Raw genomic sequence first — 24,964 nt, forward strand, 5'->3', positions numbered from 1 at the left:
TACCCACGATCACGAAAGGCCCTGCAGCGCACTGCTGCAGGGCCTTTCGGCTGCTACGCTCTGACGATTCGGCCCAGCCGCCCCAGGACGGCCTGCATCTCGGTGTGTTCCGAGCGCGCCGCCCACGGCCGTTGCCTGTTCCTCCCCCGCATCTGCATCGCAGCCCCGGTCACGAGGTCACCGTTGGGGGCGAAATGCACACGAACTATCTCGTTGAGTGAGCGTCTCGAACCGAAACCCGGTACGACACCGCAGAACCCGTACGGAAACAGCGGTGCATCCGGCTCGTTGTACTTACCGCCGACGAACACCGGTCCGCCGGTGCGGAAGTCGCGGCACTGCGCGATGAAGCCGTGGAACGCACGACCCTTCTCACGGCCGTAGTAGGCGATACCCACCCGTCCGGACCCGGTGGCGGTGATCGCGCCGAAGCGGGCGTCGCGCACCCCTGGTGCAGACACAACCACCGGCCTCGACCAACTCACCGCACCGTCCGAGGACCAGGCGGCATGCAGCAACCCGTCGCGGTCCGGCCACACCGCGTACACGTTTCCGTCGTCGTCGACGGCCATCGACTCCGGCAGCAGGTATCGCGAACCGAGCAGCAGAAAGTGCAGTGCATTGTGGTACTTCGCCAGCGCCGAACCCGGGACCATCCGAACGTCCCACGTCAGGCCTTCGTCGCGACTGACCGCAACAGCGAACCGTCGACCATAACGCCCACCGATGTAGACCGTGCCGTCCGGACCGACGACGCCCTTGCCGAACGCGACGTACTCCCGACTCGGCAATCCGGGGATGTTCTTCGAATCGATGTCGAAACCACCGGCCACCTCCCACTTCACCCCGCCGTCGAAGGACCGCCAGATGACCTGCCGGGTGACGTTGATCAGTGGCCGCACCCGTACCGCGAACGGCGTGGGCGCGGAGAGGTACGTAACTCTCCCCGACCGTGAATTGCTTGGTCCGGCAAATACTTTGGCGTCCATCCTCGCTTTCGATGCCACTTTCCGGGTGCGCCAGGTTTCGCCCCGGTCGTCACTGACTCCGAGGGTGAAGCCCGTTCGCAGCGGGTGGGGCGGCACCGCGTCGAAACGGCCGGCGTGCAGAAACAGTCGCTCGTCGACGTCGTCGAAGTACAGATAGGGTCGATTCCGACCCTGCTGCACCCCCTCGGGAACCGATGCGCGCCATGACTTTCCGAAGTCGGACGAGCGCAGTACACCGACACCGTCGACGGTGAACGCGGGCGCGACGAAGACGGTGTTGTCCGCCGCCACCCCGAGGGTGCAGGCCGCAGAGCCGTACTCGGTGTAGGAGATGTCGGTGACGAAGTCGGCCGATGCGGCCGCGTTGGTCGAGGAACGCAGTCCCGCCCGATAACCCGAGGCAACTCTGGGCGTCACGACACCCGCCATGGGGTGCCACGGCGTCGCGGCCACAGTGCTGGTCGATGCATTGGACCAGGCTAGCGCCGATGGCACCGGTAGACCTCCAGGCAACCGAAGAAGTCCTCGGCCCGTCCTGGTGACAGATCACAGAACGGGACCGGTCAGTACGTAAACTCCCGATTCGCATTGGGACGCATAGGCTCATCGTGTGCCCCGCGCCCGAGCCGACCACAGTCGCCCCGGATCGACGCGCCTGCACCCCGCCGACGCACGCGCGTACTGGATGGCATCGAAGATTCCGAGCGACCAGTTTCTGCTGTACTGCTTCGACAGCGGATCCGAGGGCTTCGACTCCGAGGTGGCACGACTCCACGAGCGCAGCGGCCGCATCGAGGTTCTACGCGGACGCATCACCGACGTCGCATTCGGACTCGACTATCCCCTCTGGACCGAGGCGGGCCCGCGCTCCGACGCGATCTCCGTCCACCGGACGACGAGCACCTGGCCGGAGTGCCTCGACGCGATCGCTGCATCGTTCACCCGTCAGGTCGATCCCCGAGTGTCCGTGTGGCACCTGCACCTGTATCCGAACGTCACCGACGCTCCCGGCGGCGCGGCTGTCGTTGCCGTGCTCCAGCTTTCGCACGCGGCGGCCGACGGAACACTTGCTGCTCGCACAGCCCGCGACCTGTTCGGCACGCATCCACTTCCACCGGCGTCGGTCCGGACGGAGCCTCCCGCATTGTTCGCGCACGCATCCACGATCGTTGCCGCTGCGACCGTCCCGCTGCGACTGGCACGGATGGTTCGCGGCGGCGTCCGTGCCCGACGCGACGCGCTGAGCCTCGGACGAGGTACCGACGAGGGTGCGATTCCCCCGCCCGCACACTCGCGCGCTCGGACCGCCCTCGACGTGCCGCCCACCGGCCGGACGTCGGTACGGACCATCGTGCTTCCGAAATCCGACCTGCAGTCCGCCGGTACCACCATCACCACCTTCGTGCTGACCGCAGTATCGGTTGCACTGCAACGGCTTCTCGGCGACGGTCCGGATCTGGCCGCCGAGGTCACGCTGGCGAGGGACGCCCGAGCCGACGCACGAAACAATTTCGGCAACGTCGGTGTCGGACTGTTCACCGACGAACCGGACATCCGCACTCGCAGTCGACTCGTATCGGCCGATCTGGCCGCGCGTCGGACTCGCGCGAACCATCCGCTGTCGGAGGCCGCCCGCGCGTCACAGGACGCCGTCGAAGCACACGTGCCTGCATTTCTGGCCGAATGGGGCGTCGCGCAGTTCGATCCGACCGCAGTCCCTCCGTCCGTCACCGGGAACACCGTCGTCTCCAGCGTCTCGCGCGGTGCCGCAGACCTCACGTTCGGCGGCGGCTCCGTCCGATTCACCGCAGGTTTCCCGGCCCTGTCCCCCGCCATGAGCCTGACCCACGGAGTGCACGGCATCGGCGATACCGTCACCGTCGGCATCACCTCCAACAGTGCGGCCGTACCCTCCCCGGATCTCTACGAGGCACTCCTTCGCGACGCCCTCGACGACGTCCGCAAAGCTCTGGCCTGACCGGAACCGAACTGCCAGACAGTTCTCAGCATTTGTCGGGCGTCGGGCTCAGGTTCTCCCACCAGACTGACAGTCATGAGCCAGCAGAAGGTCACCGTACTCGCCGTCGGAGGTACCGGAGAATCACATCCGTCCGACCACCGAACGCGGGTGACGGGCCTGCTGGCCTGCGTCGTCGGCGAGCTCGACGACCGCTTCGCCGGCCGATGGGTCGGCTATCCGGCGTCGTACGGTCCGGTCGCATTCGGCGGACTGTGCTTTCGACACAGCGCAGAGATCGGCGTCAGACGCCTGCGCCGCGCCATCGAGGGCACCAGTGGTCCGATCGCCCTGATCGGGTACTCCCAGGGCGCGACCGTCGTACGCGAGGTTCTCGGTTCGGTGCACAACGGAACGATCGACGGCAGCCGCATCGTTGCCGCTGGTCTGATATCGGATCCTCAGCAGCCGGTAGGCGCCATCGACGGATGCACCGGACGTGGCGTCGCAGGTACGGGACCGGCTGTGCCCGAGTCGATTCCGGTCAAGTGGATCGGTCTGAAATCCGACATGATCTGCAACGCCAGCGACGACAGCCTGATTCGTGACATCGCGGACCTCACCCGGTGGATGTCCTTTCGGACCCCGAAGATTTGGCTGCGCGAGCTGTGGATTCTACTGCGCAGCAACAGCTTTCAGAACGCGACCCGAACCCGTCTTCGACCGTCGCAGTGGGCGAAGGATGTTCGACGCCTCCGCACCGCGGCCGTCGAGGTGGCCGGTTATCTACCGCAGTCGTTGCGCTGGCACCGATTCGAATGGGCCAATCCCGGCGGTGGGCGACACATCGCGTACGCGCGCGAGCCGTACGAGGACGACTCGACAGGATGTCAGGTTCTCGCGCGCTGGTTGGGCGGGCAAGCGGATCGCCGCGAGGAACTGCTCAGGCCTTCTCTGCCACAGCGGCGAGCTGCCTGAGCCCCTTCTCGAAATCCGGCCCGACGAGCTTGTCCATCGAGAACACTTTTCCGATCAGCGCGAACAGCTTGTTCTGCTTCCCCGACATTCGCCAGGTCACTCGGGTTCCGTCGGCGACAGGCTCGAGCAGGAATGCCGTGACGTTCCGATTCTTGAACGGCTTGGTGAATGCGAGGTCGAGCACGATTCTTTCTTCGGGAATCGACTCGGTGATGGTCATCGTTCCCGCGCCGGCCTTGCGGTTGCCCGACCACGAGTACGAGGCACCGACTCCGGCGTCGGGACCGGTGTAGGTGCGCTTCAGATCGGGGTCGACTCCCTCGTAGGGCGACCATTTCACCCACTGGTGAAAGTCGTCGATCAGAGCGTGCACGGTTGCGGCGTCGGCCCGAACCACGGCCGAGCGTTCGACCAGGACGGGTGCGGTTTCTCCGGCCATTGTGGAATCAGTCTCTCTTGCACAGGCAGAAGATGTGCCCGGCCGGATCGCGGAACACCCAGAACGAGGGTTGCGCGTGGTCGATGAGTTCGGCCCCGGCGTCGACGACGAAATCCCTGGCCTGTTCCATGTCGTCGACCACCAGATCGAGGTGGATCTTGATGCCCTCGCTCGGCCAGTCGATGGGGGTGAAGTCCGGTGCCTTCTGAAAGGCGAGCCGCAGTTCGCCCGGACCGTGCACCACCACCCAGTCCCCGTCGTCCCGAACCGGCTCCCATCCGAGGATGGTGCTGTAGAACCGGCCGAGCGCAGCCGGGTCCGGGCAGTCGAGGACGGTGTAGTCGACGGTGATGGTCGGTCGGGTCATGGCGGTCAGACTAGCGGTCAGCCGCCGACAGCAGGGGCAATAGTCTCGAACCATGCCTCGTGCAGGTGCTGCTCCCAGTGGTTCCACCAGTGCACACCGGTACCGGTGATCTTGACGTTGGGTCGCCCGCCTGCGGCCTGCAACAACGGAACGAATGCCCGGCTGCTCATGCCTGCAGCCGTCTCGAGCGGCACCATCTGCGCGAACCTGACGGGGTCGAAGCTGCTGCTGGCCGGGTTGAACACCGGGTCCGTGGCCGGCGAACCACTACCCGACGAGACGAAGACTGCCGTGTTGCGCAGAGCACCGACGTTGAGGGACGGGTCGTTGCGGATCCACTCCGCGGACGGCCAGGTACCCCACATGTTGCGCGCGTTGCCGCCCATCTCGCCGACAGCGACGGCGATGCCCTGGGCGAATCCGGGACTGCTGGCCGTCGGGTAGCCGCTGAACGACGCGACCGCCTTGTAGAAGTCGGGGTGGTGCGCGGCCAGGTTCAGCGCCGAGGTTCCGCTCATCGACAGTCCGGCCACCGCGTTGTTGACGTTGTCGCTGCCGAACCGATCCGCCATGAACGGCGGCAGCTCCTGGGTGAGGAAGGTTTCCCACTTCACGCGTCCGAGCTTGGGATCGTCGCGCTGCCAGTCGGAGTAGAAGGTGCCGCCGCCGCCGAACGGGATGACGACATTGACGTGCTTGTCGGCGAAGAAGCTCTCGACGTCGGTCTCGATGAGCCAGCCGCTGTTGTCCTCGGGTGCGCGCAGCCCGTCGAGCAGATAGAGCGTCGGCGCGGGTCCCCCACCGGCGGCTTTGAGCACCTTGATCGGAATGTTCTTGTCCATCGACGGCGAGTAGACGTAAACGAGCTCGGAGTCGGCCTTCGCCACACCGGTCCCCATCAGCACCGTTGCCATCGTGGCGACCAAGACCGCCACCACAGCGAGCACCAGACTTCGTATCCGAGCATGCAGCATAGACATTGTCCCCTTGTTCGTATCCAGCCGACCGTCTCGGGGAGGGTAACAGCCCGGTCACGGCTGCGCCTCTTCTAGCGCAGTGGGTTGTCGACGATCCACCACGCCGCGTACGGCGGCAACCACACCGAGCCGGTGCCGTCGACCTGCAGATCGTGCTGCGAGAGAACCTCCACCGGGGCCGGAATTCCGAGTTCGATCAGCTGCGCGTGCGGGAACGAGCGGTGTTCGGCGGTGACGTTGTAGAGGGCGACGAGGGTGCCGCTCGGATGCCGCCTGCGCACCACGAGCAGACCGTCGTCCGACTCGCTCTGCACGTCCACCGGTGCCTCGGCGTGCAACATCGGTAGTCCGGCGCGCACCTTCGCGATCCGAGCGATACCGTCGAACACTCGTTGCGCGTCGCTCCCCGGCTGGAATCGGCGGGCGCGGTCGGCATCGGTCACGCGTGGCCGATGCACCCATCTGTTGTCCTCGGCATGAGCTGGTTCGTCGGCCCAGTTCGGGTCTCCCTGGGAACCGAGCTCGTCGCCGCTCCACACGACCGGAATTCCGCCCCAGCCGGCAATGATGGCGTGTGCCAAAAAGATTCGACCGAACGCGCCGTCGGGATCGAGCCGTGACGGGCCGAGTCCGGTCAGCGCGGCTGCAGTGCCGCTGATCCGGCGGTCGCCGGTGTCCGGGTTGTACTGGAACACCAGGCCTTCGGCCCAGGAGCCGTCGAATTCGCCCGAGTACCAGTCGGCCAGAAAGTGTCGATGACCTGCGCCCGACAGCCCGAGGGACGACGCGTCGCCGTCGTCGATGGCCCAGCCGATGTCGTCGTGGCAGCGAACGTAGGTCACCCAGGTGCCGCTGGGTGGCGTGGGCGGCAACGATGCAAGGGCATGCCGCGCCAATGATGTACTGCCCGTTGCCAACATCGACCACACCTGCACCATCAGCGAGTTGTGGTAAGCAATGTCCGAGACCCGTCCGGTGTGCCGCCCCTGACCCAGGTACGGCAGCAGATCGCGGGGTCCGACGATCGCCTCGGCCTTGAACAGCGTGGCCGGAGCCGCCAGTCGGGCGGTGGCTCGCAGGGCCTGTGTGACCGCATGCACCTCGGGTTGGTTCTGGCAGTTCGTTCCCAGCCGCTTCCACAGAAATGCAATCGCGTCGAGGCGCAGCACTTCGACCCCGAGATTGGCCAGGTGCAGCACGATGCTCGCGAACTCCTGCAGCACAGCAGGATTGGCCCAGTTAAGATCCCACTGCCATTCGTTGAACGTCGTCCACACCCACTCGCCGAGTGTGTCGTCGAAGGTGAAGCTGCCGGGCGCGAAGTCGGGAAACACCTCGGGGAGAGTGCGTTCGTACGAGTCCGGGGTGGTGCGATCGGGATAGATCAGGAAGTAGTCTCGATACGTCGGATCACCCGAGCGCGCCTTCTCTGCCCATTCGTGCTCGCGCGCAACGTGATTGAGCACCAGATCGACCACCAGACTGATGCCGCGTCCGCGCAGCGTTTCCGCGAGCGCCCGCAGGTCCTCGTTGGTGCCGAGATCCTCGCGAACCGCACGGTAATCCACCACCGCGTATCCGCCGTCGTTGTCACCGGGCCGCGGCTGCAGCAGCGGCATCAGATGCAGGTAGGTGACACCGAGGTCGGTCAGGTGGTCGAGCCGCTCGCCGACCCCACGCAGCGTCTGTCCGTACCGATCGACGTAGCAGGCGTAGCCGAACATGTCCGGCTGCTGGAACCAATCCGGTTCGAGCAAACGACGCTGATCGAGCCGGTGCAGATCCTCGGGGCGGGCCGCGTAGGCGCGCGCAGCGATCTCCACCAGGGTGGCCGCCACGGCGTCGGGATCGGGGTAGACGGCCGTGACCGCATCGTGCAGATCGGGAAACCACTGCTCGAGACGCAACTCGAATGTCTCACGTCGGTGGGCGGGAAGCTCGGCGAGGATCTCTCGGGTGACGTCGGAGACGGCGGGGTGAACCATGGGCTCATTCTGGCATCGACCCCGGCGTGGGGACGCGCATACATCCGGTTACCGCGGGGTATCACGGCGGCATGTCACTCCTGACCCGCACGCTGGACACGATCCTCGACAGAGCAGTCGTTCCCGGATACTCCCGCATCGGTGCCACGGTGCGTCGACGATTCTGGGCCGCGGACCCGACGCCGTTCCCCTCCCCCATCGACATGGTGGTGACCGGCGCGTCGTCCGGATTGGGCGCAGCCACCGCGAAGGAACTGGCCAGGTTGGGAGCACGGGTGCACCTGGTCGGCAGGTCTGCCGACCGGCTGGAATCCGCCGCCGCCGCCATCCGAACCGAGGTGCCCGACGCCTCCCTCGTGGTCCGTGAGTGCGACATCAGCGATCTCGATTCCGTGGCGGCCTTGATCGCGGCGCTGGCATCCGAACTCACGTCGGTGCACGCATTGGTGCACTGCGCCGGGGTCATGCCGGACGAGCGGCAGCTCTCGGCGCAGGGTCACGAATCCGCTTTCGCCACCCATGTACTCGGGCCGGTCGCATTGACGGTGGGACTGCGAGAGCTGTTCGACGCCGGATCGCGGGTCGTCTTCGTCTCGAGTGGCGGCATGTATGCGGTTCCGCTGCAGAACTCGGACTTCGAGTACGAGAACGGTAAGTACTCCGGCATGACCGCATACGCCCGCACCAAGCGCATGCAGGTGGTGGTGACAGAGCAACTGGCCGAACGCTTTTCGCTCGAAGACGATCCGGTCGTCCACAGCATGCACCCCGGTTGGGCAGCGACGCCCGGCGTCACCGGATCGATGCCCCTGTTCGGTTCGGTGATGAAGCCGATTCTGCGCAACGCACACGACGGGGCCGACACGATCGTCTGGCTCGTCGCGTCCGACCAGGCCTTGACCAGTACCGGCACGTTCTGGCACGACCGAGCCCCGCGTCCGACTCATTACCCTTCGTGGCGCGGAGATTCACCTCGCGTGCGAGATGCACTGTGGGCGAGCGTGGTCGAGGCGACGGGGATCGAGACCGAACCCGCGGCCGGTGGCTCACAGACCGAGTAGATCGGCCGATCTGCGCAGGCGCATCAGTACCTGAAGATCGAGAGCGTCGTCGGGGTCACGCCACTGCGTACCGATCAGCCGGTCGATGGCTTCGAGCCGTTGGTAGAGCGTGTTGACGTGCACCCCCAAGCTCGACGCGGTGGCCGAATGGTGGCGACCGTGAGCCAGATACGTCGACAACGTCTCCATCAGCGGGACCCCGCGCTTGTCCTGCTCGGCGAGCAACGGCCCGAGCTTGTCCTCGGTGAGTTCGTCCAAGTGCTCACGGGCCATGTGACTAAGCAGAATTCGATAGATCCCCAGGCCGCGCGCCGAGGATACTTCTCCGTCTCTGCCGAGAGTCGTCAGCACGTCAGCAGTCTGTTGCGCCTCTCGGAACGCCGTCGCGAGAGCGTCGGCCCCTCGCGCGGGTTCGGAGATTCCGACGGTGGCCCGGGTGACGATCATGCGACGAACGGCAGCGGACTCACGAGCCGGAACCACCAGCAGAACCCTCGAACCCTGCTCCGCTACAACCGATCCCGCTGGTAGTGCCACGGCTTCCAACTCGGCCCTCGACGCGTTGCCCTGCGCGACCGCCACACAATACGTCACGTCGGGAGTCAGGCCGGCACGGTGGAACTGCCTGCGTTCGTCCTCGGGCGTCGACGTCGGATGGAGGAGTAGATCGAGCAGGAATGCGTCCTGCGCTCGGCGTGCGGATTCCGCCGCCGCGCGCTCCTCGGCCAGCGACAGCGCGATGGCCGGCACAGCCCGATCGAGAAGTAGACGGGTCTGGTCTTCGTCCGGTCCGACGGAGATCAACACCCCCAGGAAGCGACCGGCAGCCACCACGCGACGCGCGGTGATCTCATCGTCGACGGCAGTGTCGGTGCCCGCCCTGCAGCGTTCGGCCAAGGCTTCGACCTGGACAGCTCTGTCCTCCAGTACAACCGGTACGGACGCGCCATCGGCCACGAAATACGCCGGGCGTTCGGTGGCCGACGCCACCTCCCGAACCAGACTCCGCACACCGCCCCCTTGGAGCACGACCTGAGTCAACGTGCGGTCCCATTGCAGGGTCTGTTCCAATTCCGTGGTGCGGAGCGACAATTCGGCGTTGAGAGTTTCGAGCGTGTCGATCGCTCGCACGTTCTCGATGGCGATGGCCGCGTGCGCGGCCAGTGCGGACAGCAGAGCGATCTCACTGTCTGCGAAATCCCGCTCCTGCCGCTTGCACGCGAACAGTGCGCCGATCACGCGGTCGCCCACCCGAAGCGGTACGCCCAGCAAACCGCGCATGTTCTCCGACCGCGCAGCACTGTCGGCTCCCGTGATGTGCCGAAATGCAGGTTCGCTCTGGTAGTCGGGTGTCCACGACGGCGAGGCACCGCGCACGATCAGCCCGACGAGCCCCTCGTCCAGCGTGAGCCTGATGCCCACCAACTGCGGGGTGAGGGCACCACTGGTGACCTCGATGACGAACTCGTCCCCGTACACCGAACCCATGTAGGCCAGATCCACGCCCAGCAACCTGCGGGCCTGGTCCACCACTTCCTGCAGCAGAATCCGATTGTCGCGCACAGTCGTCAGGCGCACCGCGATGTCGTTGAGCGCCGACAGCTCGGTGCTGCGCTGCTTGCGCTGATCGAGCAGAGTGCGCAGACGCAACGCCGCATGCGCCTCGGCACCGGGAAGATCCCGTCGATGGGCTTCCAATTCGTCGACGGACGCGTCGTCGAGCAGCATTTCCATCCATGACTTCGCGAGCGACATGGAGAAAACCTACATTGGCCGAGACCCGCGTCACAGCTAAAGTCGAACACATGTCGCTCGTCGAACAATTGTCCGAGGTCCTGCCTGCGGATCGGATCGTGGTGGACCCTGACGTCGTCGCCTCCTACCAGCACGACGAGGCCGAATGGGCGCCGTATTCGACGCCGGTCGCCGTCGTGCGGCCCCGCAGCGCCGAAGAAGTCCAAGCTGTCGTTCGCGCCTGTCTGGCCGACGGGACACCCGTCGTCACCCGGGGAGCGGGCACCGGCCTGTCCGGTGGTGCGAATGCCACCGAGGGATGCGTCGTGCTCCCGCTCGACGGCATGGACACGATCAAGGAGATCGACCCACTCGAGCGCTACGCCGTCGTCGAGCCGGGGGTCGTCAACGACCATCTGCGCGCAACCGTTGCCGAGCAGGGTCTGTGGTATCCCCCGGATCCGGCCAGTGCGCCGTGGTCGACCATCGGCGGCAACGTCGCTACCAACGCCGGCGGCTTGTGCTGCGTGAAGTACGGCGTCACCCGCGACTACGTCATGGGTATGCAGGTCGTCACCGGTACCGGAGAACTTGTCCGGCTCGGACGCAAGACCGCGAAAGGTGTTGCCGGATACGATCTTGCGGGCTTGATGGTCGGTTCGGAGGGCACGCTCGGCATCATCACCGAGGTGACGCTCAAACTGCGTCCGCTCCAAGATCCGCAACGCACCGTGGCCGGCTATTTCGATTCGATCGTCGACGCCGGGCGTGCCGTCGCCGCGGTTGCCGCCGCCGGATTGACGCCGTCCGCATTGGAGCTGATCGACAAGCAGTGCCTCATCGCCGTCGACGCGTGGAAGAACATGGGCCTGTCGGTCGAGGCGAATGTGGTGCTGCTCGGACGTATCGACGATCCGGGACTGATCGGAGATCAGGAAGCCGAGAAGATGCTCTCGTGCTTCGACGAGGCCGGGGCCACGTGGTCTGCCGTCTCGACCGATCAGGAAGAGGCCGACGCGCTGTTTGCGGCTCGACGGTTGGCTTATCCGGCGATGGAACGTCTGGGCCCGGTGTTGACCGAGGACGTGTGCGTGCCGAAGAAGCACGTACCCGAGATGCTTTCGCGCATCGAGCAGATCGGCCTTCGCTACGAAACGACGATCGCCAACATCGCCCATGCCGGTGACGGCAACCTCCACCCGTTGCTCATCACTCCGCACGACGATCTTCCGGCTCGCGAGCGCGCTCAGGCCGCCTTTGCCGAGATCATCGACGCTGCATTGGAACTCGGTGGCACCGTGACCGGTGAGCACGGAGTCGGACTGCTCAAGATGGACGGCCTGGTGCAAGAACTGGATCCGGTGGTGCTCGAGATGCACCGAGCGGTCAAAAGAGCACTCGATCCCCACGGAATCCTCAACCCGGGCAAGGTATTCACACCCTGACAGCGCTTGGTTCGTACGGTCCTATGGTTGTGTTCGCAGTCTGCCGCTGACCACCAGGAGAACTGCCATCACCACGCCCGGGGCGAACCACGGTTCGGTCAGCCAGCACTCGACACGGGCCGCGGTTGCAGTCGAATGCCCACGCTGCGATCCTGTGGACGTGCGAGTAGCTCTCATTGCCGATATTCACGGCAACATCGCGGCGCTCGACGCCGTTCTCGACGACATCGAACGGCAAGGTGTCGACTCGGTGGTCAATCTCGGCGATCTGCTCTCCGGCGGCCTGCATCCGCGTCGAACTGCGGACCGGCTGATGGCGCTGGGTTTTCCCACTATCGCGGGCAATCACGACCGCTATCTGCTCGAGCAGGCTCCCGAGGCCATGGGTAGTTGGGATCGGCACGCCCATGATCGACTCGACGACGAGCATCGACAGTGGCTGGGCTCGCTGCCGTTCTCACTCGAGCTGGATCCCGGAATCCTGGCAGTGCACGGTACGCCGACCGACGATCAGCAGTATTTTCTGCACTCGGTGGACCTCGACGGCTCTCGCGAGGCCACCGATGCCGAGATTCTCGACCGGGCAGCGGGTTTCACCGACAGGGCTGTCATCGCCTGCGGGCACACCCACTTGCAGCGACAGTGGACTCTCCCCAGCGGCACACTCGTGGTCAATCCGGGAAGCGTCGGCGCGCCCGCGTACGACGACGATCAGCCCTACCCGCACGTCATGGAATCCGGGTCGCCGCATGCGCGCTACGCGATACTCGACGATCACGGCACAGGTAGCTGGACGGTCTCGTTCGAGATGGTCGAGTACGACCACGTCGGCGCTGCCAACGATGCCCGCGCACACGGTATGAGCGCCATCGCCAACGCTCTTCTCACCGGATTTGTCGGCCCTGCGCCACAAGAGCAGTCACACTGAGCGCGTGAAGATCACCGACGCTCAGCGCCGACACCGGCTCGTCGCGCAGCACTTCGCCCGTGCCTCGACCACCGAAGCTGTGGTGTCGTCACTCCTCGCGTTGCATGCGACCGATCCGGCGACGGTGTATCTGTCGGTGCTGGCCCGCGCTCGAACACTGGGACTCTCGGATGTTCGCGACGCGATGTACGAGCGCCGGAGTCTGGTGCGGTTGATGGCGATGCGGCGCACGATGTTCGTCGTCGCACACGACGACGTTCCGATGATTCACGCTGCGGCGAGCCTCGGGGTTGCGCGCACCATGCGAGCACGCCTGATCAAGCAAGTCTCCACGTTGCCCACCGAACCGGTAATCGCCGATGTCGAATCATGGCTCGCTGCAACCGAAGCCGAGACCGAATCTGCGTTGCGGTCGATGGGGACCGCGACCGGAGCCGAGCTGTCCGCCGCCGTCCCCGGCCTCAAGACCGCGCTGCTGCCGACCACCGACAAGGTGTACGACGTCAAGCGGTACGTCACCTCGGAGGTACTGGTGATGATGGCCGCCGAGGGAAGGCTGGTGCGCGTCGAACCGCGGGGCGCGTGGACATCTCGACGGCACGCGTGGGCACCGATCGATCACTGGTGGCCGGACGGGATTCCCGATCTCGACGAGACAGATGCACGTGCCGACCTTGCCCGACGCTGGCTCGAGGTGTTCGGACCTGCGACCCTCGACGACCTGCAGTGGTGGACGGGCTGGAACAAGACGCAGACTCGGGGAGCAGTCTCGGGCCTGGACACCGTGGCGGTCGAACTGACCGAGGGCGATGGAATCATGTTGCCCGGCACTACCTTCGAAAAGCCCTCTCGCACAGGCATTATGTTGCTGCCTGCACTCGATCCCACCCCGATGGGATGGAAACACCGCGCCTGGTACCTGGGCGAGCACAAGGCCCCGCTGTTCGATACCTTCGGAAACATCGGCCCGACCATCTGGTCCGGGGGCCGCATAGTCGGCGGTTGGGCGGTCACCGGTTCCGGAGAAGTGGTGACCGAATTCCTGGAGGACGTCGGATCTCCGGTGTCGAAAGCCGTTGCAGCCGAGGCAGAAAGAATAACTATCCTGCTCGACGGCACCCCTGTGGTCCCGTCCTTCCCGACGCCGCTGGAGAAGAAGTTGCGGGGAAAGAAGTAGCCGAAATCTGCCTGGGCAGCGGGGCACGCGACCGAACGGTGCCCGAATTCGCGGTAGGGTCGGACCGTGCCGATCAGTCTCGTTTCCATCGTCCTCCCCGTGTACAACGGGTTGCCCGATCTGGATGAGCAGCTCGAGGCCGTCGCCGCACAGGACTACACGGGCGACGTCGAGCTGATAGTCAGCGACAACGGCTCGACCGACGGCCTGCGCGCACACCTCGAAAATCTCTCTCTGCCCATGACGATCCGCATGGTCGACGCCTCCGCCAAGCGTGGAGTCTCGTACGCCAGAAACGTCGGAGTGAAAGCTGCGCGCGGTGACGTACTCGCCTTCATCGACCATGACGACGTCGCTCACACGAATTGGCTGACGGCACTGGTGCGCGCACTCGACAGCTTCGACGCTGTGGGCGGCGCACTCGAAGTCGAATCCCTCAATTCGCCGGAGGTGGCGGCGTGGCGAGCTGTTCCGCCGCCCGGCGCCCTGTTCCGCTCCGCCTACCTGCCGTACGCACCGGGTAGCAATTTCGCCATGTGGCGGAGAGTATTCGAGAAGGTCGGAGACTTCGACGAAGACTTCATCGGTGGCGCCGAGGACGTCGATTACTCGTGGAGAATTCAGCAGGCGGGATCGACACTCGGACATGCCGCGGATGCAGTGGTTGCCTACCGCGTCAGAACGACGGTCCGTCGATCGTTCGAGCAAGGTCGGGCGTACGGCCGGACGTCGTACCAACTGTCGACGAAGCACCGCGCATCGGGCTGCCCACACCCCTCGTCCGTCGTCAAGATCCCCGTACATGCAGTGTCGATCCTTTATCTTGCGACAGTTCGTAATCCGTGGCTGCCGAAGATACTGAGACCGATGCCGAGTGGTTTGTGGGCTCACTACATCGGGATTCACTACGGCGCACTGCGGATTCGAGTGACGACGCTCGGCCGACGACAGAGACCGAGCGTGTGATGACACACGAGACCATCGATGCGCTACGCGAGGAGACTCTCGGCGTCCTGCGGCCTCACGCGGAACCGGGAGATCGTGTGGCGCACCTGGACTTTCCGAATCACTACAATGCCGGTGACTCCCTCATCCACGCCGGTGAGGTCGAGTACCTGAAGCGGTTGAACGTGCACGTCGACTACGTGTCCGATCCGTTCACCCACAACGATGCCCTCCTCGAGGAACGAGTCGGTGACGGGACCCTATTCTTGCAAGGCGGGGGAAATTTCGGCGACCGCTGGCCGATCGACCAGAAATTTCGTGAAGCAATCGTTGAACGGTTTCCTCGCAACAAGATAGTTTGTCTCCCCCAGAGCATCGACTTTGCCGACACCGAAGCCCTTACGAGGACCGCAGCCCTGTACGCGCGGCACCCGGATCTCACCCTCATGCTCCGCGAAAAACGTTCGTACGAACTGGCGCTCGCGCATTTCCCGAGCAATCGCGTCGAATACTGTCCGGACATGGCGTTCGGTGCCGAGATCGCGCGCAGCGTCGAAGGCTCTGCAGTGGATGTCGTGAAACTACTGCGCGCCGACTCGGAGAGCCTCGGTCATGCATCGGTGAACATCGACGCGTCGTCCGTCCAATACGATTGGGGCCTGCACGGAACGGATCTGGCGATCTCGACGGCGGTGATGCTGCCGACTCTGATTGCGCAACGTTTCCCCAGAACGAATCGTCTGCTCTACCCCGCCCTTCGACGCTCGTACGAGCAGACGGCGAAGCTCAACCTTCGTGTGGCCCAACGCATTCTGGATCTCGCACCCGTCGTCCTCACCGATCGACTGCATGCTGCGGTACTGGCGGCAATGATGGGCAAGCGTGTTGTGGCGATGGACAATGCGAACAGGAAGGTATCCGGTATCTACGACGCCTACCTGCACCGCTTCGACAACGTCCACTTCGCGTCGACCACCGACGAGGCCGCCGAGTTGGTACGGCAGGCCGTGTCCGACTGTCGGTGATGAACGCTGCTCGACCCCGCGCTGAGATTCAGAAGGGGTAGCGCCCCTCGGCCCAGGCGCGGGCAGCCGGAGGTGTCACCGCATCGACAGGTTCGCCGTCACGGAAGTACTGCGTATGCAGAATCCGGCCCGTGTCGACGGCTTCCTGCCACGCCTGAGTGGGACCTTCGCCGAACCAGAGCCACGGGGTGATGTCGTCCATGATCACGATCGAGTCCGCGGTGGCGAGTGGACGCAGGTCGTCGAGGTCTGCGCGAGCACCTTCCACCGAATGGTCGCCGTCGATGAAGATGACGTCGAACCGTACGTCCGGATGTTCCTTCGCGTAGGCCGCGATGGTGGTGTGCGAGTCGCCCGGGATCAGAGTGTGGCGGCCCGGAAAGTGTTCGTCGATATGGGCTTTCGCGGCGTCGCTGTAGGCATAGGCGGCCAGGTCGAAGGACACGACGGTCGTATCGGGCGATGCGTCGAGGAACGCCCAACTCGAGAAGCCGGCATTGAACCCGACCTCACAGATCAGCTTCGTACTCTCCCGTGCCGCAAGCGAAGACAAGTATGCCTGCTCCGCCTCATCGGCTCCACGCTCGAAAGGTTCCCCAGCAGTGGCCGTTCGGTGCACCAAGGCTTCGAGTTCCTGCAGACCCATTCACGTTCTCCTATCGTCCGATTCGAAGCGTAGTCAACATCGAATCCCCGGGCTGACAACGGCTGACTCCTACCCGCAGCCGATGCCTGTACCGTTCGCACAGATAGACCTTCCACACCTCGAACGGGGAACGATTCGATGACCGTAGATCTCACCAAAGGTGATGACCGCACCGCCGGACCGGTCAACCCGTACGCCGTGATCTCACTGGTGGCAGCTCTCCTGGGGCTGTTCCCCGTCGCGATAGTGTTCGGGATCCTGGCGTTCTGGCGACCTGCCGGTAGAGGAATTGCCATCGCTGGCCTAGCAATCGGAGTGGTCGAATTGCTCGTTGTCGCGACGCTTCTTTACGGCTTCGGATCTCTCACACCGAGCGATTCGGCATCCAGCGAAACGTTGACACCTTATTCACTACCCGCAACCGCGATCTTCACTGTTCCTTCCACCACGACGCCGCTACCTCCGGCTGAGACCACCGCCGACTCGACCGAGGTCCCCATCGTCTCGCAGCCCGAGGTGAACGGTCCATGCGATCCGAGCACCGACAATCACGACACTTCCGCCGATGGCACGTTCCTCAAGTGCACCTATGCAGGGTCGACCAGCGCGCGGTGGGTGCAGTCCGCGCCGATAATCGACAACAACGCGGAGGCAGGATCGGCATGCGATCCGATCGTCAGAGGCATCGCGGTGTCGCCGGAAGGATTCGACATGTTCTGCGTCTCCGACGGCGCAGAAGGCGGCGGCTACTGGTCACCTGGGCCTTAGGCCGTTGACACGCCGAAGACCGTTAGACGTTGAAGCGGAACTCCACTACATCGCCGTCGGACATGACGTAGTCCTTGCCTTCGATGCGCACCTTGCCCGCGGCCTTGGCCGAGGCCATGGAGCCCGCGGCGATGAGGTCTTCGTAGGAGACGATTTCGGCCTTGATGAACCCGCGCTCGAAGTCGGTGTGAATGACGCCCGCAGCCTGGGGTGCGGTGTCACCGCGATGAATTGTCCACGCGCGAGCCTCTTTCGGGCCTGCGGTGAGGTAGGTCTGCAGGCCGAGAGTGTGGAAGCCGGCGCGCGCGAGAGCGTCGAGACCTGGCTCGGTCTGTCCGACAGACTCGAGCAGTTCCGCTGCCGACTCCTTGTCGAGTTCGAGCAATTCCGACTCGATCTTCGCGTCGAGGAACACCGCATCGGCGGGCGCGACGAGGCGAGCGAGTTCACCGATCTTCGCGTCGTCGGTCAGCACCGACTCGTCGGCGTTGAAGACATAGAGGAACGGCTTGGTGGTGAGCAGCTGGAATTCACCGAGCAGCTCGAAGTCCAGCTTCGCCTTGGCCGAGAACAGCGTCTTGCCGTCGTTCAGCACAGCCTGCGCGGCCAGCGCAGCGTCGAGAGCAGGCTTGCGATCCTTCTTGATCCGCACCTCTTTCTCGAGGCGCGGGATGGCCTTCTCGAGGGTCTGCAGATCGGCGATCGCGAGTTCGGTTTCGATGACCTCGATATCGGCGGTCGGGTCGACGCGACCGTCGACGTGCACCACGTCGTCGTCGGCGAATACACGAACGACCTGGCAGATGGCGTCGGCCTCACGAATGTTGGCGAGGAACTTGTTGCCCAGGCCTGCGCCCTCGGACGCACCCTTGACGATGCCCGCGATGTCGACGAACGACACCAGCGCAGGCACGAGCTTCTCCGAACCGAACACCTCGGCCAGCTTCTCGAGCCGAGGATCCGGCAGCGCGACCACTCCGACGTTGGGCTCGATGGTGGCGAACGGATAGTTCGCGGCCAGCACATCGTTGTTGGTCAGTGCATTGAAGAGGGTGGACTTGCCGACGTTGGGCAGTCCGACGATTCCGAGGGTGAGGCTCACGGTCTATGGAGTCTACTTTGACGACACCACCAGCTCGGACAGTGCCCGGCCAGCGTCGATACTGGAAGCACCGAGGGGTGCAAGAACGACGTGATCCGCTCCCGCCTCGTGGTGCTCCGACACGCGCGGAGCGATCTTCTCGATGCTCCCCCACACGACCAGGGCGTCGACCAATCGGTCGCTGAGCTGGTCGACGTCGGCCTCGGCGAATCCCATCCGCAGGAAGTTCTGCCGATAGCCGGGGACCGTGGCGAGAAAGGTCAGCGGCTGACGGGCGGCAGTACGGGCACGATCCGGATCGGACTCCACGACGACGAACTGATCGACGACCAGCTCGGCCGTCCCCAGAGAGTGCCGCGCCTGCACCGTCCACTCGGGCGTCACGAGCAGCCCGACCGCGCCGGCAGCGCGGTCCCGAGCCATCTCCAACTTCTTGGGTCCGAGCGCCGCGAGCAGAATCCGATCCGAGGGCACAGCCAACTCGTCGAGGTAGCGGTGCAGCCCCGCCAATGGACGGGCGGTTTGCGGCCCACCCAGCCCGAGGACGAATCGACCCGACTCTGCAAGTTCCTCGAACAGCTTTCCTGTCTGCTCGGGTGAGAACACATCGACAGGCACGATGCCGGGGACGATGGTGGCGGTCTCGGTGGCACGGACCAGATCGACCAACCTGCCGAGTCGATCGATCTGACCGCCCGGGGGCCACAGAGCTGTGAAGCCGAGAGACTCCAACGTGCGTGCGTCGTCGAGATACGACGGCGATACGTCGATGGAAATGCCGAGTCTGCCGAGACCGAGTGTGTCCATGTCCGTGACGCTAGAACCTCGAGTTATGTCGAGGTCAAGTGCTGATCGCCGAATTCGAGTCCCAACTCGCCAAGATCGGCAGTATTTCGGCAGTGCTCGACCCGTTCTCGACCGTGTAGACGATCAGACTCTGATCCGGCTCGCTGGGCGAGGTCAGAAATTCGATACCGAATTCGAGGGTCCCGGCCGCCGGGTGCTGAATGATCTTTGTTGCGCGCTCGAATTCGCGAACCTCGTGGTCGCTCCACCATTGCTCGAAAGAAGGCTCTGTGGAACGCAATTCGGCGATCAAGGCGTTGAGCGCGCGGTCCCCCGGTCGACGAGCGAGGTCGCGGCGCAACCCGGCGACCGAGGCTGCCGCGAACTGCGACCAGTTGACAATCCGCTCACGGGCGATGGGATTGCTGAACAGGTAGTGAAAGAGCGAGTCTCCGGCCGACGACGGCAGACTCAACACCGATCGAACAAGCGCATTGCTGGCCAGGATGGCACCGCTGCGACCGAGCAGAAGCACCGGAACGTGATCGAGGGCCTTCATCACCTGGAGCAACCCTGCGTCCGGTTGTTGCACAGCGTTGTCTGTCGATGCAGACGGGGATGCGAGATCGAACAGGTGCGCCGACTCCACCTCGTCGAGCATCAATGCCCTGGCGATTGCGCGCAGCACCTCGATCGAGACGTTCGCCTGTCGACCTTGTTCGAGTTTGCTGTAGTAGTCGGGACTCACTCCGGCCATGGCGGCGAGTTCTTCCCGCCGCAGTCCGGGCACTCGTCGGGCACCGGGGTACGTGCGAAGCCCGGCCTCGATCGGGGTGATGCGGTCGCGTCGATCACGCAGAAATGCGCTGAGGGCGGACCGGTCGTTGCTCACGAATCCCACAGTAGCGACACCGGCGGTTGCCAGCCTGGTCATGCGAGACCTAGGCAGAGTGACTCCTGGTTGGCCGGCTGGACCGCCCGTAGACATGACGTCATGACCTCTTCAGCAGCACAACGACTCATCGGACGGACCGCCGTCATCACCGGATCCACCAGCGGAATCGGTGCCGCCATCGCGCTCACCCTTGCCGCCGAGGGGGCATCGGTGGTCGTCAGCGGCCGCGACGCCGAGCGCGGCAAGGCCCTGGCACACCGCATCACAGAAGCATCCGGCACTGCGACCTTCGTCGACGTCGATCTCTCGGGCAGCTATCAGGAGCTTCGCGAATTCGCCACCCGCGCCACCGACGCTCTCGGGGGCCGCGTCGACATTCTCGTCAACAACGCCGGCATCTATCCCGCCACCGCAACCGCAGATCTCGCCGACGAGCAACTCGACGCCATGCTTGCCGTCAACGTCAGAGCTCCGCACGTACTCGTCGGTGAACTGGCACCGGCCATGGCCGAGCGCGGCAGTGGTGTCATCGTGAACATCGGATCGTGGATGGCCACGTTGGGGAGCCCGTTCGCCGCGATGTACTCGGCAACCAAGGCCGCCGACGAACAACTCACTCGCAGTTGGGCTGCCGAGTTCGGTCCGCGCGGTGTGCGGGTCAACGCCCTCGCACCCGGCGCGACGCTCACGCCGGGCAACGAGGATGCGCGAGAGGTGTTGGACGCCATGACGGCCGGAACTCCCGCGGGCACAGTGCTCGAGCCGCAGGACATCGCGAACGGTGTGCTGTTTCTCGTCTCCGACGACGCCGCGATGGTGCACGGCACGACGCTCTACGTCGACGGCGGCATTTCGGTCACCCGCGGATGAACACGCGCACCGCGGACCGCTACTGGGAGGCGGTCTTCAGCGTCGAGGTCGCCTCGGCCAACCGAGTGACGGCGTCCCAATCCTCCTGTGCGACGGCCGAAGCCGGAGTGAGCCACGATCCCCCGACGCATCCGACGTTCGGCAACGTCAGGTAGGTCGATGCATTTGCGGTGGAGATTCCACCCGTCGGGCAGAAGCGTGCGGCCGGGATCGGCGAATGGATGGACTTGAGGAAATTCGCGCCACCCGACGCCTCGGCGGGGAAGAACTTGAGCTCGGTGTAGCCGACCTCGAGGAGGGTGAGCACCTCGGACACCGTTGCGGCACCGGGCAAGTGGGGCAGCCCGCTGTCTCGCATCGCCTTGGTCAGTGACGGGGTGCAGCCCGGCGAGACCAGGAACTGTGCGCCCGCGTCGGCGGCCTGCTTGGCCTGGCCGGGAGTGATGATCGTGCCGGCGCCGACGAGGATATCGGGAACCTCGGCGGCGATGCGCTCGATGGCGTCGAGCGCCACCGGAGTACGCAAGGTCAGCTCGATAACCGGAACTCCGCCCGCCACCAGGGCGCGAGCAATCGGAACGGCGTGCTCGAGATCGTCGATGACGACGACGGGAATGACGGGTACGCGGTCGAGCAGGGATGCAGTCACGTTCTTACCTTCTTCTGGAGTTACAGGGACTCAACGCATCACGAACATCGCGCCCTCGTCGGCCGGCCCGACGAGCGCACGCATCCCGGAGAACAGATCACGACCGGTACTCGACCACTCGTCGGCGTCGGGCACTCGACCGGTGACCGGTCGTGCGTCGAACTCGGCGAGCGGAACGTCGATCAACAATGTGCCACCGAGAGAATCCACGGTGATCACGTCACCGTCGAGGATCTTGGAGATCGGTCCACCGCTCGCGGCCTCGGGCGTGAGGTGAATTGCCGCAGGCACCTTTCCGGAGGCTCCGGACATCCGGCCGTCGGTGATCAGCGCGACGGACCGGCCGCGGTCCTGGAGGATACCCAGCGCGGGGGTGAGCTTGTGCAGTTCGGGCATGCCGTTGGCCTGCGGTCCCTGGTACCGCAAAACCGCGACGAAGTCACAGTCGAGCAGGCCTGCGTCGAATGCTGCCAGGAAGTCGGCCTGGTCGTCGAACACCCGCGCCGGACCGCTGACCACCCGATGTTCCGGTGCCACCGCAGAGGTCTTGATGACGCACTTGCCGATCGGCCCGGTCAACATCTTCAGTCCGCCGTCGGCACTGAACGGCTCGGTTGCACCGCGTAACACGCTCGCGTCGTGGCTGATTCGAGTTCCGTCCTGCCACATCACCCCGTCGCCGTCGAGCTTCGGCTCCTGTGTGTAGCGTCGCAGCCCTGGCCCAGCAACGGTTTTCACGTCCTCGTGCATGAGTCCGGCATCGAGCAGTGACCCGATGACGAACCCGAGGCCGCCTGCTGCGTGGAAGTGATTGACGTCGGCCTTGCCGTTCGGGTAGATCCTCGCCATCAGCGGCACGACGGCCGACAGATCGGACAAGTCCTGCCAGGTCAACGTGATTCCGGCGGCCTTGGCGATGGCGACGAGGTGCATCGTGTGATTGGTCGAACCACCGGTGGCGAGCAATGCGACGCAGCCGTTGACGATGGACTTGACGTCGACGACCTCCCCCACCGGCGTGAAATTGTCACCGAGCGACGTCAGACCGGTCACTACGTGCGCGGCCTCGCGGGTCAATGCGTCGCGCATCGCGGTTCCGGGATTGACGAAGGACGACCCCGGCAGATGCAGGCCCATGACCTCCATCAGCAGCTGATTGGAATTGGCCGTTCCGAAGAAGGTGCAGGTACCACTGCCGTGATACGACGCGGCCTCGGCGTCGAGCAGTGCCTCGCGGCCCACCTTGCCCTCGGCGTAGAGCTGGCGCGCTTTTGCCTTCTCGCCGTTGGGAAGTCCTGACGTCATCGGACCTGCGGGCACGAACACCGCGGGAAGATGGCCGAAACTCAGTGCACCGATGAGCATTCCGGGGACAATCTTGTCGCACACCCCGAGCATCAGGGTGGCGTCGAACATGTCGTGGGACAACGCAATTGCGGTCGACATCGCGATGATGTCGCGGCTGAAGAGCGAGAGCTGCATGCCGTCGCGGCCCTGGGTGATGCCGTCGCACATGGCGGGGACTCCACCGGCGAACTGCGCGATGCCACCGGCATCGATGACGGACTTCTTCAGCACGGCGGGGTAGTTCTCGAACGGCTTGTGCGCCGAGAGCATGTCGTTGTACGCCGAGACGATGGCGATGTTGGGCTTGACCATGCCGCGCAGCGCTTGCTTGTCGGCCTTGCCGGAGGCCGCGAACCCGTGGGCGATGTTGGCGCAGGCGAGTCGGCCACGGGCCGGGCCCTGCTCCCCGGCAGCAGCGATTCGAGCGAGATATTTGGTGCGGTCGGACTGGCTGCGGTCTGCGATGCGGTCGGTGACCTGACGCAGGACCGGATGAAGTGTGTCCATGAGTATCTCCGATGTTCGGTCTCTCACGACTCAGCCTAAGACCGGTTAGGTCGATCAGCAACCCAACTTATGTTTTTCAAAGTTCTAAGTAGGATTTCTTTGGGTGTTGCCGTCAAAGTTGCCAGTTGGTTGAATGGCGTCTATGTCGATGCCGCGCCTGAGCGCTCCACCTGCGACCGCAGGTGAGATCTTCGCTCTGGTTCGCGACGGAGAAGCAGATACTCGCGCCGAATTGGGCCGGATCACCGGACTGTCTCGCTCGGCCGTCGCCTCCCGTGTCGCTGCACTCGCCGGACTCGGCTTGATCATCGAAACCGAGGACACCCAGTCGACGGGCGGACGTCCTCCGGCGAGACTGTCCTTCGACATCGACGCCGGTGTCGTGCTCGCCGCCGCGATCGGACGCAGCCGCTCCCAACTGGGCGTCTTCACCCTCGGCGGCGAGTTGCTCGCGAGCGACACCGTCGACCAGGAAATCGGCGTCGGCCCGGACGAACTGATGCCGCAGATCACCAAGCGACTGCAGGTACTCCTCGACGAGTCGCACCGAACCGGACATCGCATCCTCGGGGTCGGGCTGTCCATCCCCGGCACCGCCGACACCGCCCGAGGGTGCAGCCTGGACTCGCCGATCATGCACGGCTGGGACGGGGTGCCGCTGGCCCCGTTCTTCGCCGATACGACGTCGGCTCCGGTGTTTCTCGACAACGACGCCAACGCGATGGTCCTCTCCGAACGTCGCGACAACAGAGATCGCTTCCAGAACGCCCTGTTGGTCAAGGCCTCGACGGGTCTCGGCGCCGGGATCGTGGCAGGCGGCGCGCTGCAACGTGGATCACTTGGGGCTGCAGGCGAATTCGGTCACACCAAGACCGCAGCTGCAGCAGGTGTCGCCTGCCGATGTGGCGACAGCGGCTGCCTCGAAGCCATCGCAGGCGGCTGGGCACTGGTGCGCGCACTCAACGAGCAGGGCCGCGCAGTCGGCCACGTCCGCGGCGTCGTCGATCTCGCAGTGAGCGGCGACCCCGAGGCACGCAGACTCATCCGCGACAGCGGTCGCCACATCGGCGAAACCCTGGCCGGGGCCGTGAACCTGCTCAACCCCGAGGTACTCATCGTCGGCGGCGACATGGCGAACGCCTACGACATCTTCGTCGCCGGGCTGCGTGAAACCGTCTACGGCAACGCCACCGCACTGGCCACCAAGGCCCTCACCATCCAGGCCACCACCCACGGCGATCTCTCCGGGGTCATCGGTAGCGCCGCGCTGGTGTTGGATCAGGTGCTCAGCGCCAGAGCCGTCGACGACGCCCTCGGCGGCTGATCGGCAAGCGCCGTCGGCACGGTTGCCGCTCGTCGCACTCCAGCAACCGCCGGGCGCACGACG

23 protein-coding genes are annotated in these 24,964 nt (G+C 64.9%); 11 read left to right on the forward strand and 12 right to left on the reverse strand.

Going from position 1 to position 24,964, the window contains the following annotated elements; genetic code table 11:
• Positions 1–53: 53 nt before the first annotated feature.
• Positions 54–1,484, reverse strand: a complete 1,431-nt coding sequence (locus CH251_RS06345) for a sialidase family protein (RefSeq protein ID WP_143537888.1) — start codon at positions 1,482–1,484, stop codon at positions 54–56.
• A gap of 115 nt (positions 1,485–1,599) precedes the next feature.
• Here CH251_RS06345 and CH251_RS06350 point away from each other — a divergent pair, with 115 nt between their 5' ends.
• Together CH251_RS06350 and CH251_RS06355 are read left to right on the forward strand one after the other, a co-directional pair.
• Entirely contained in the window at positions 1,600–2,967 is a 1,368-nt protein-coding gene (locus tag CH251_RS06350; RefSeq protein WP_256978866.1) for a WS/DGAT domain-containing protein, read from the forward strand.
• A gap of 75 nt (positions 2,968–3,042) precedes the next feature.
• A complete protein-coding gene (locus tag CH251_RS06355; protein WP_094612389.1) occupies positions 3,043–3,924 on the forward strand; it encodes a PE-PPE domain-containing protein in 882 nt (293 codons plus the stop codon).
• Here the strand turns inward: CH251_RS06355 and CH251_RS06360 are convergent.
• The 4 genes from CH251_RS06360 to CH251_RS06375 form a co-directional block, all read right to left on the reverse strand.
• Complete coding sequence (locus CH251_RS06360) at positions 3,890–4,363, reverse strand: SRPBCC family protein (RefSeq protein WP_094612390.1); 474 nt, start codon at positions 4,361–4,363, stop codon at positions 3,890–3,892. The genes CH251_RS06355 and CH251_RS06360 overlap by 35 nt on opposite strands.
• A gap of 7 nt (positions 4,364–4,370) precedes the next feature.
• The gene (locus tag CH251_RS06365) at positions 4,371–4,730 is read right to left on the reverse strand and encodes a VOC family protein (protein WP_094612391.1); all 360 of its coding nucleotides are present in this window, start codon (positions 4,728–4,730) and stop codon (positions 4,371–4,373) included.
• A gap of 17 nt (positions 4,731–4,747) precedes the next feature.
• On the reverse strand, positions 4,748–5,704 hold the full coding sequence (locus CH251_RS06370) for an alpha/beta hydrolase family protein (RefSeq protein ID WP_032394221.1): 957 nt from the start codon (positions 5,702–5,704) through the stop codon (positions 4,748–4,750).
• A 74-nt stretch (positions 5,705–5,778) separates the two neighbouring features.
• Entirely contained in the window at positions 5,779–7,692 is a 1,914-nt protein-coding gene (locus tag CH251_RS06375; RefSeq protein ID WP_094612392.1) for an alpha-amylase family protein, read from the reverse strand.
• A gap of 71 nt (positions 7,693–7,763) precedes the next feature.
• On the opposite strand from CH251_RS06375, the gene CH251_RS06380 reads away from it, so the two are divergent.
• Complete coding sequence (locus CH251_RS06380) at positions 7,764–8,753, forward strand: SDR family NAD(P)-dependent oxidoreductase (protein ID WP_094612393.1); 990 nt, start codon at positions 7,764–7,766, stop codon at positions 8,751–8,753.
• On the opposite strand, the gene CH251_RS06385 is transcribed toward CH251_RS06380, so the two are convergent.
• Positions 8,739–10,487 carry a GAF domain-containing protein gene (locus CH251_RS06385; RefSeq protein ID WP_094612543.1) on the reverse strand — a complete coding sequence of 583 codons (1,749 nt, stop codon included), beginning with the start codon at positions 10,485–10,487 and terminating at the stop codon, positions 8,739–8,741. The two genes, CH251_RS06380 and CH251_RS06385, sit on opposite strands and share 15 nt — an antisense overlap.
• A gap of 71 nt (positions 10,488–10,558) precedes the next feature.
• Between CH251_RS06385 and CH251_RS06390 the strand changes: the two genes are divergently transcribed.
• From CH251_RS06390 to CH251_RS06410, 5 genes are all read left to right on the forward strand, one after another.
• Complete coding sequence (locus tag CH251_RS06390; RefSeq protein ID WP_094612394.1) at positions 10,559–11,932, forward strand: FAD-binding oxidoreductase; 1,374 nt, start codon at positions 10,559–10,561, stop codon at positions 11,930–11,932.
• A gap of 160 nt (positions 11,933–12,092) precedes the next feature.
• On the forward strand, positions 12,093–12,860 hold the full coding sequence (locus CH251_RS06395) for a metallophosphoesterase (RefSeq protein WP_094612544.1): 768 nt from the start codon (positions 12,093–12,095) through the stop codon (positions 12,858–12,860).
• 4 nt (positions 12,861–12,864) lie between these two features.
• Entirely contained in the window at positions 12,865–14,037 is a 1,173-nt protein-coding gene (locus CH251_RS06400; protein WP_094612395.1) for a winged helix DNA-binding domain-containing protein, read from the forward strand.
• A gap of 66 nt (positions 14,038–14,103) precedes the next feature.
• Positions 14,104–15,003 (forward strand): glycosyltransferase family 2 protein, encoded by a 900-nt coding sequence (locus CH251_RS06405; protein WP_094612396.1) that lies wholly within the window; start codon positions 14,104–14,106, stop codon positions 15,001–15,003.
• Positions 15,003–16,007: a polysaccharide pyruvyl transferase family protein gene (locus tag CH251_RS06410; protein ID WP_094612545.1), complete on the forward strand. Its 1,005-nt coding sequence runs from the start codon at positions 15,003–15,005 to the stop codon at positions 16,005–16,007. The genes CH251_RS06405 and CH251_RS06410 overlap by 1 nt, the downstream gene beginning before the upstream one ends.
• 28 nt (positions 16,008–16,035) lie before the next feature.
• On the opposite strand, the gene CH251_RS06415 is transcribed toward CH251_RS06410, so the two are convergent.
• On the reverse strand, positions 16,036–16,653 hold the full coding sequence (locus CH251_RS06415) for a class I SAM-dependent methyltransferase (RefSeq protein ID WP_094612397.1): 618 nt from the start codon (positions 16,651–16,653) through the stop codon (positions 16,036–16,038).
• Positions 16,654–16,791: 138 nt separating this feature from the next.
• Between CH251_RS06415 and CH251_RS06420 the strand changes: the two genes are divergently transcribed.
• A complete protein-coding gene (locus tag CH251_RS06420) occupies positions 16,792–17,421 on the forward strand; it encodes a DUF4190 domain-containing protein (RefSeq protein WP_094612398.1) in 630 nt (209 codons plus the stop codon).
• Between the two features lie 22 nt (positions 17,422–17,443).
• Here the strand turns inward: CH251_RS06420 and ychF are convergent, their stop codons facing one another.
• The 3 genes from ychF to CH251_RS06435 are packed head-to-tail and all read right to left on the reverse strand — an operon-like array spanning position 17,444 to position 20,201.
• Positions 17,444–18,523: a redox-regulated ATPase YchF gene (ychF, locus tag CH251_RS06425; RefSeq protein WP_094612399.1), complete on the reverse strand. Its 1,080-nt coding sequence runs from the start codon at positions 18,521–18,523 to the stop codon at positions 17,444–17,446.
• A gap of 12 nt (positions 18,524–18,535) precedes the next feature.
• Positions 18,536–19,330, reverse strand: a complete 795-nt coding sequence (locus tag CH251_RS06430; protein ID WP_094612400.1) for a TIGR03620 family F420-dependent LLM class oxidoreductase — start codon at positions 19,328–19,330, stop codon at positions 18,536–18,538.
• Between the two features lie 34 nt (positions 19,331–19,364).
• Entirely contained in the window at positions 19,365–20,201 is an 837-nt protein-coding gene (locus CH251_RS06435) for a helix-turn-helix transcriptional regulator (RefSeq protein ID WP_094612546.1), read from the reverse strand.
• A gap of 102 nt (positions 20,202–20,303) precedes the next feature.
• Between CH251_RS06435 and CH251_RS06440 the strand changes: the two genes are divergently transcribed.
• Positions 20,304–21,074, forward strand: a complete 771-nt coding sequence (locus CH251_RS06440; RefSeq protein WP_094612401.1) for an SDR family NAD(P)-dependent oxidoreductase — start codon at positions 20,304–20,306, stop codon at positions 21,072–21,074.
• 19 nt (positions 21,075–21,093) lie between these two features.
• On the opposite strand, the gene eda is transcribed toward CH251_RS06440, so the two are convergent.
• Both eda and edd read right to left on the reverse strand, forming a co-directional pair.
• Complete coding sequence (gene eda, locus CH251_RS06445) at positions 21,094–21,723, reverse strand: bifunctional 4-hydroxy-2-oxoglutarate aldolase/2-dehydro-3-deoxy-phosphogluconate aldolase (RefSeq protein ID WP_094612402.1); 630 nt, start codon at positions 21,721–21,723, stop codon at positions 21,094–21,096.
• A gap of 30 nt (positions 21,724–21,753) precedes the next feature.
• On the reverse strand, positions 21,754–23,577 hold the full coding sequence (gene edd / locus CH251_RS06450; protein ID WP_094612403.1) for a phosphogluconate dehydratase: 1,824 nt from the start codon (positions 23,575–23,577) through the stop codon (positions 21,754–21,756).
• A 142-nt stretch (positions 23,578–23,719) separates the two neighbouring features.
• On the opposite strand from edd, the gene CH251_RS06455 reads away from it, so the two are divergent.
• Complete coding sequence (locus CH251_RS06455) at positions 23,720–24,901, forward strand: ROK family transcriptional regulator (RefSeq protein ID WP_094612404.1); 1,182 nt, start codon at positions 23,720–23,722, stop codon at positions 24,899–24,901.
• Positions 24,902–24,964 lie beyond the last annotated feature (63 nt).

The sequence above is a fragment of the Rhodococcus sp. 06-462-5 genome, from assembly GCF_002258315.1.
In the GTDB taxonomy this organism is placed as follows: Bacteria; Actinomycetota; Actinomycetes; order Mycobacteriales; family Mycobacteriaceae; genus Rhodococcoides.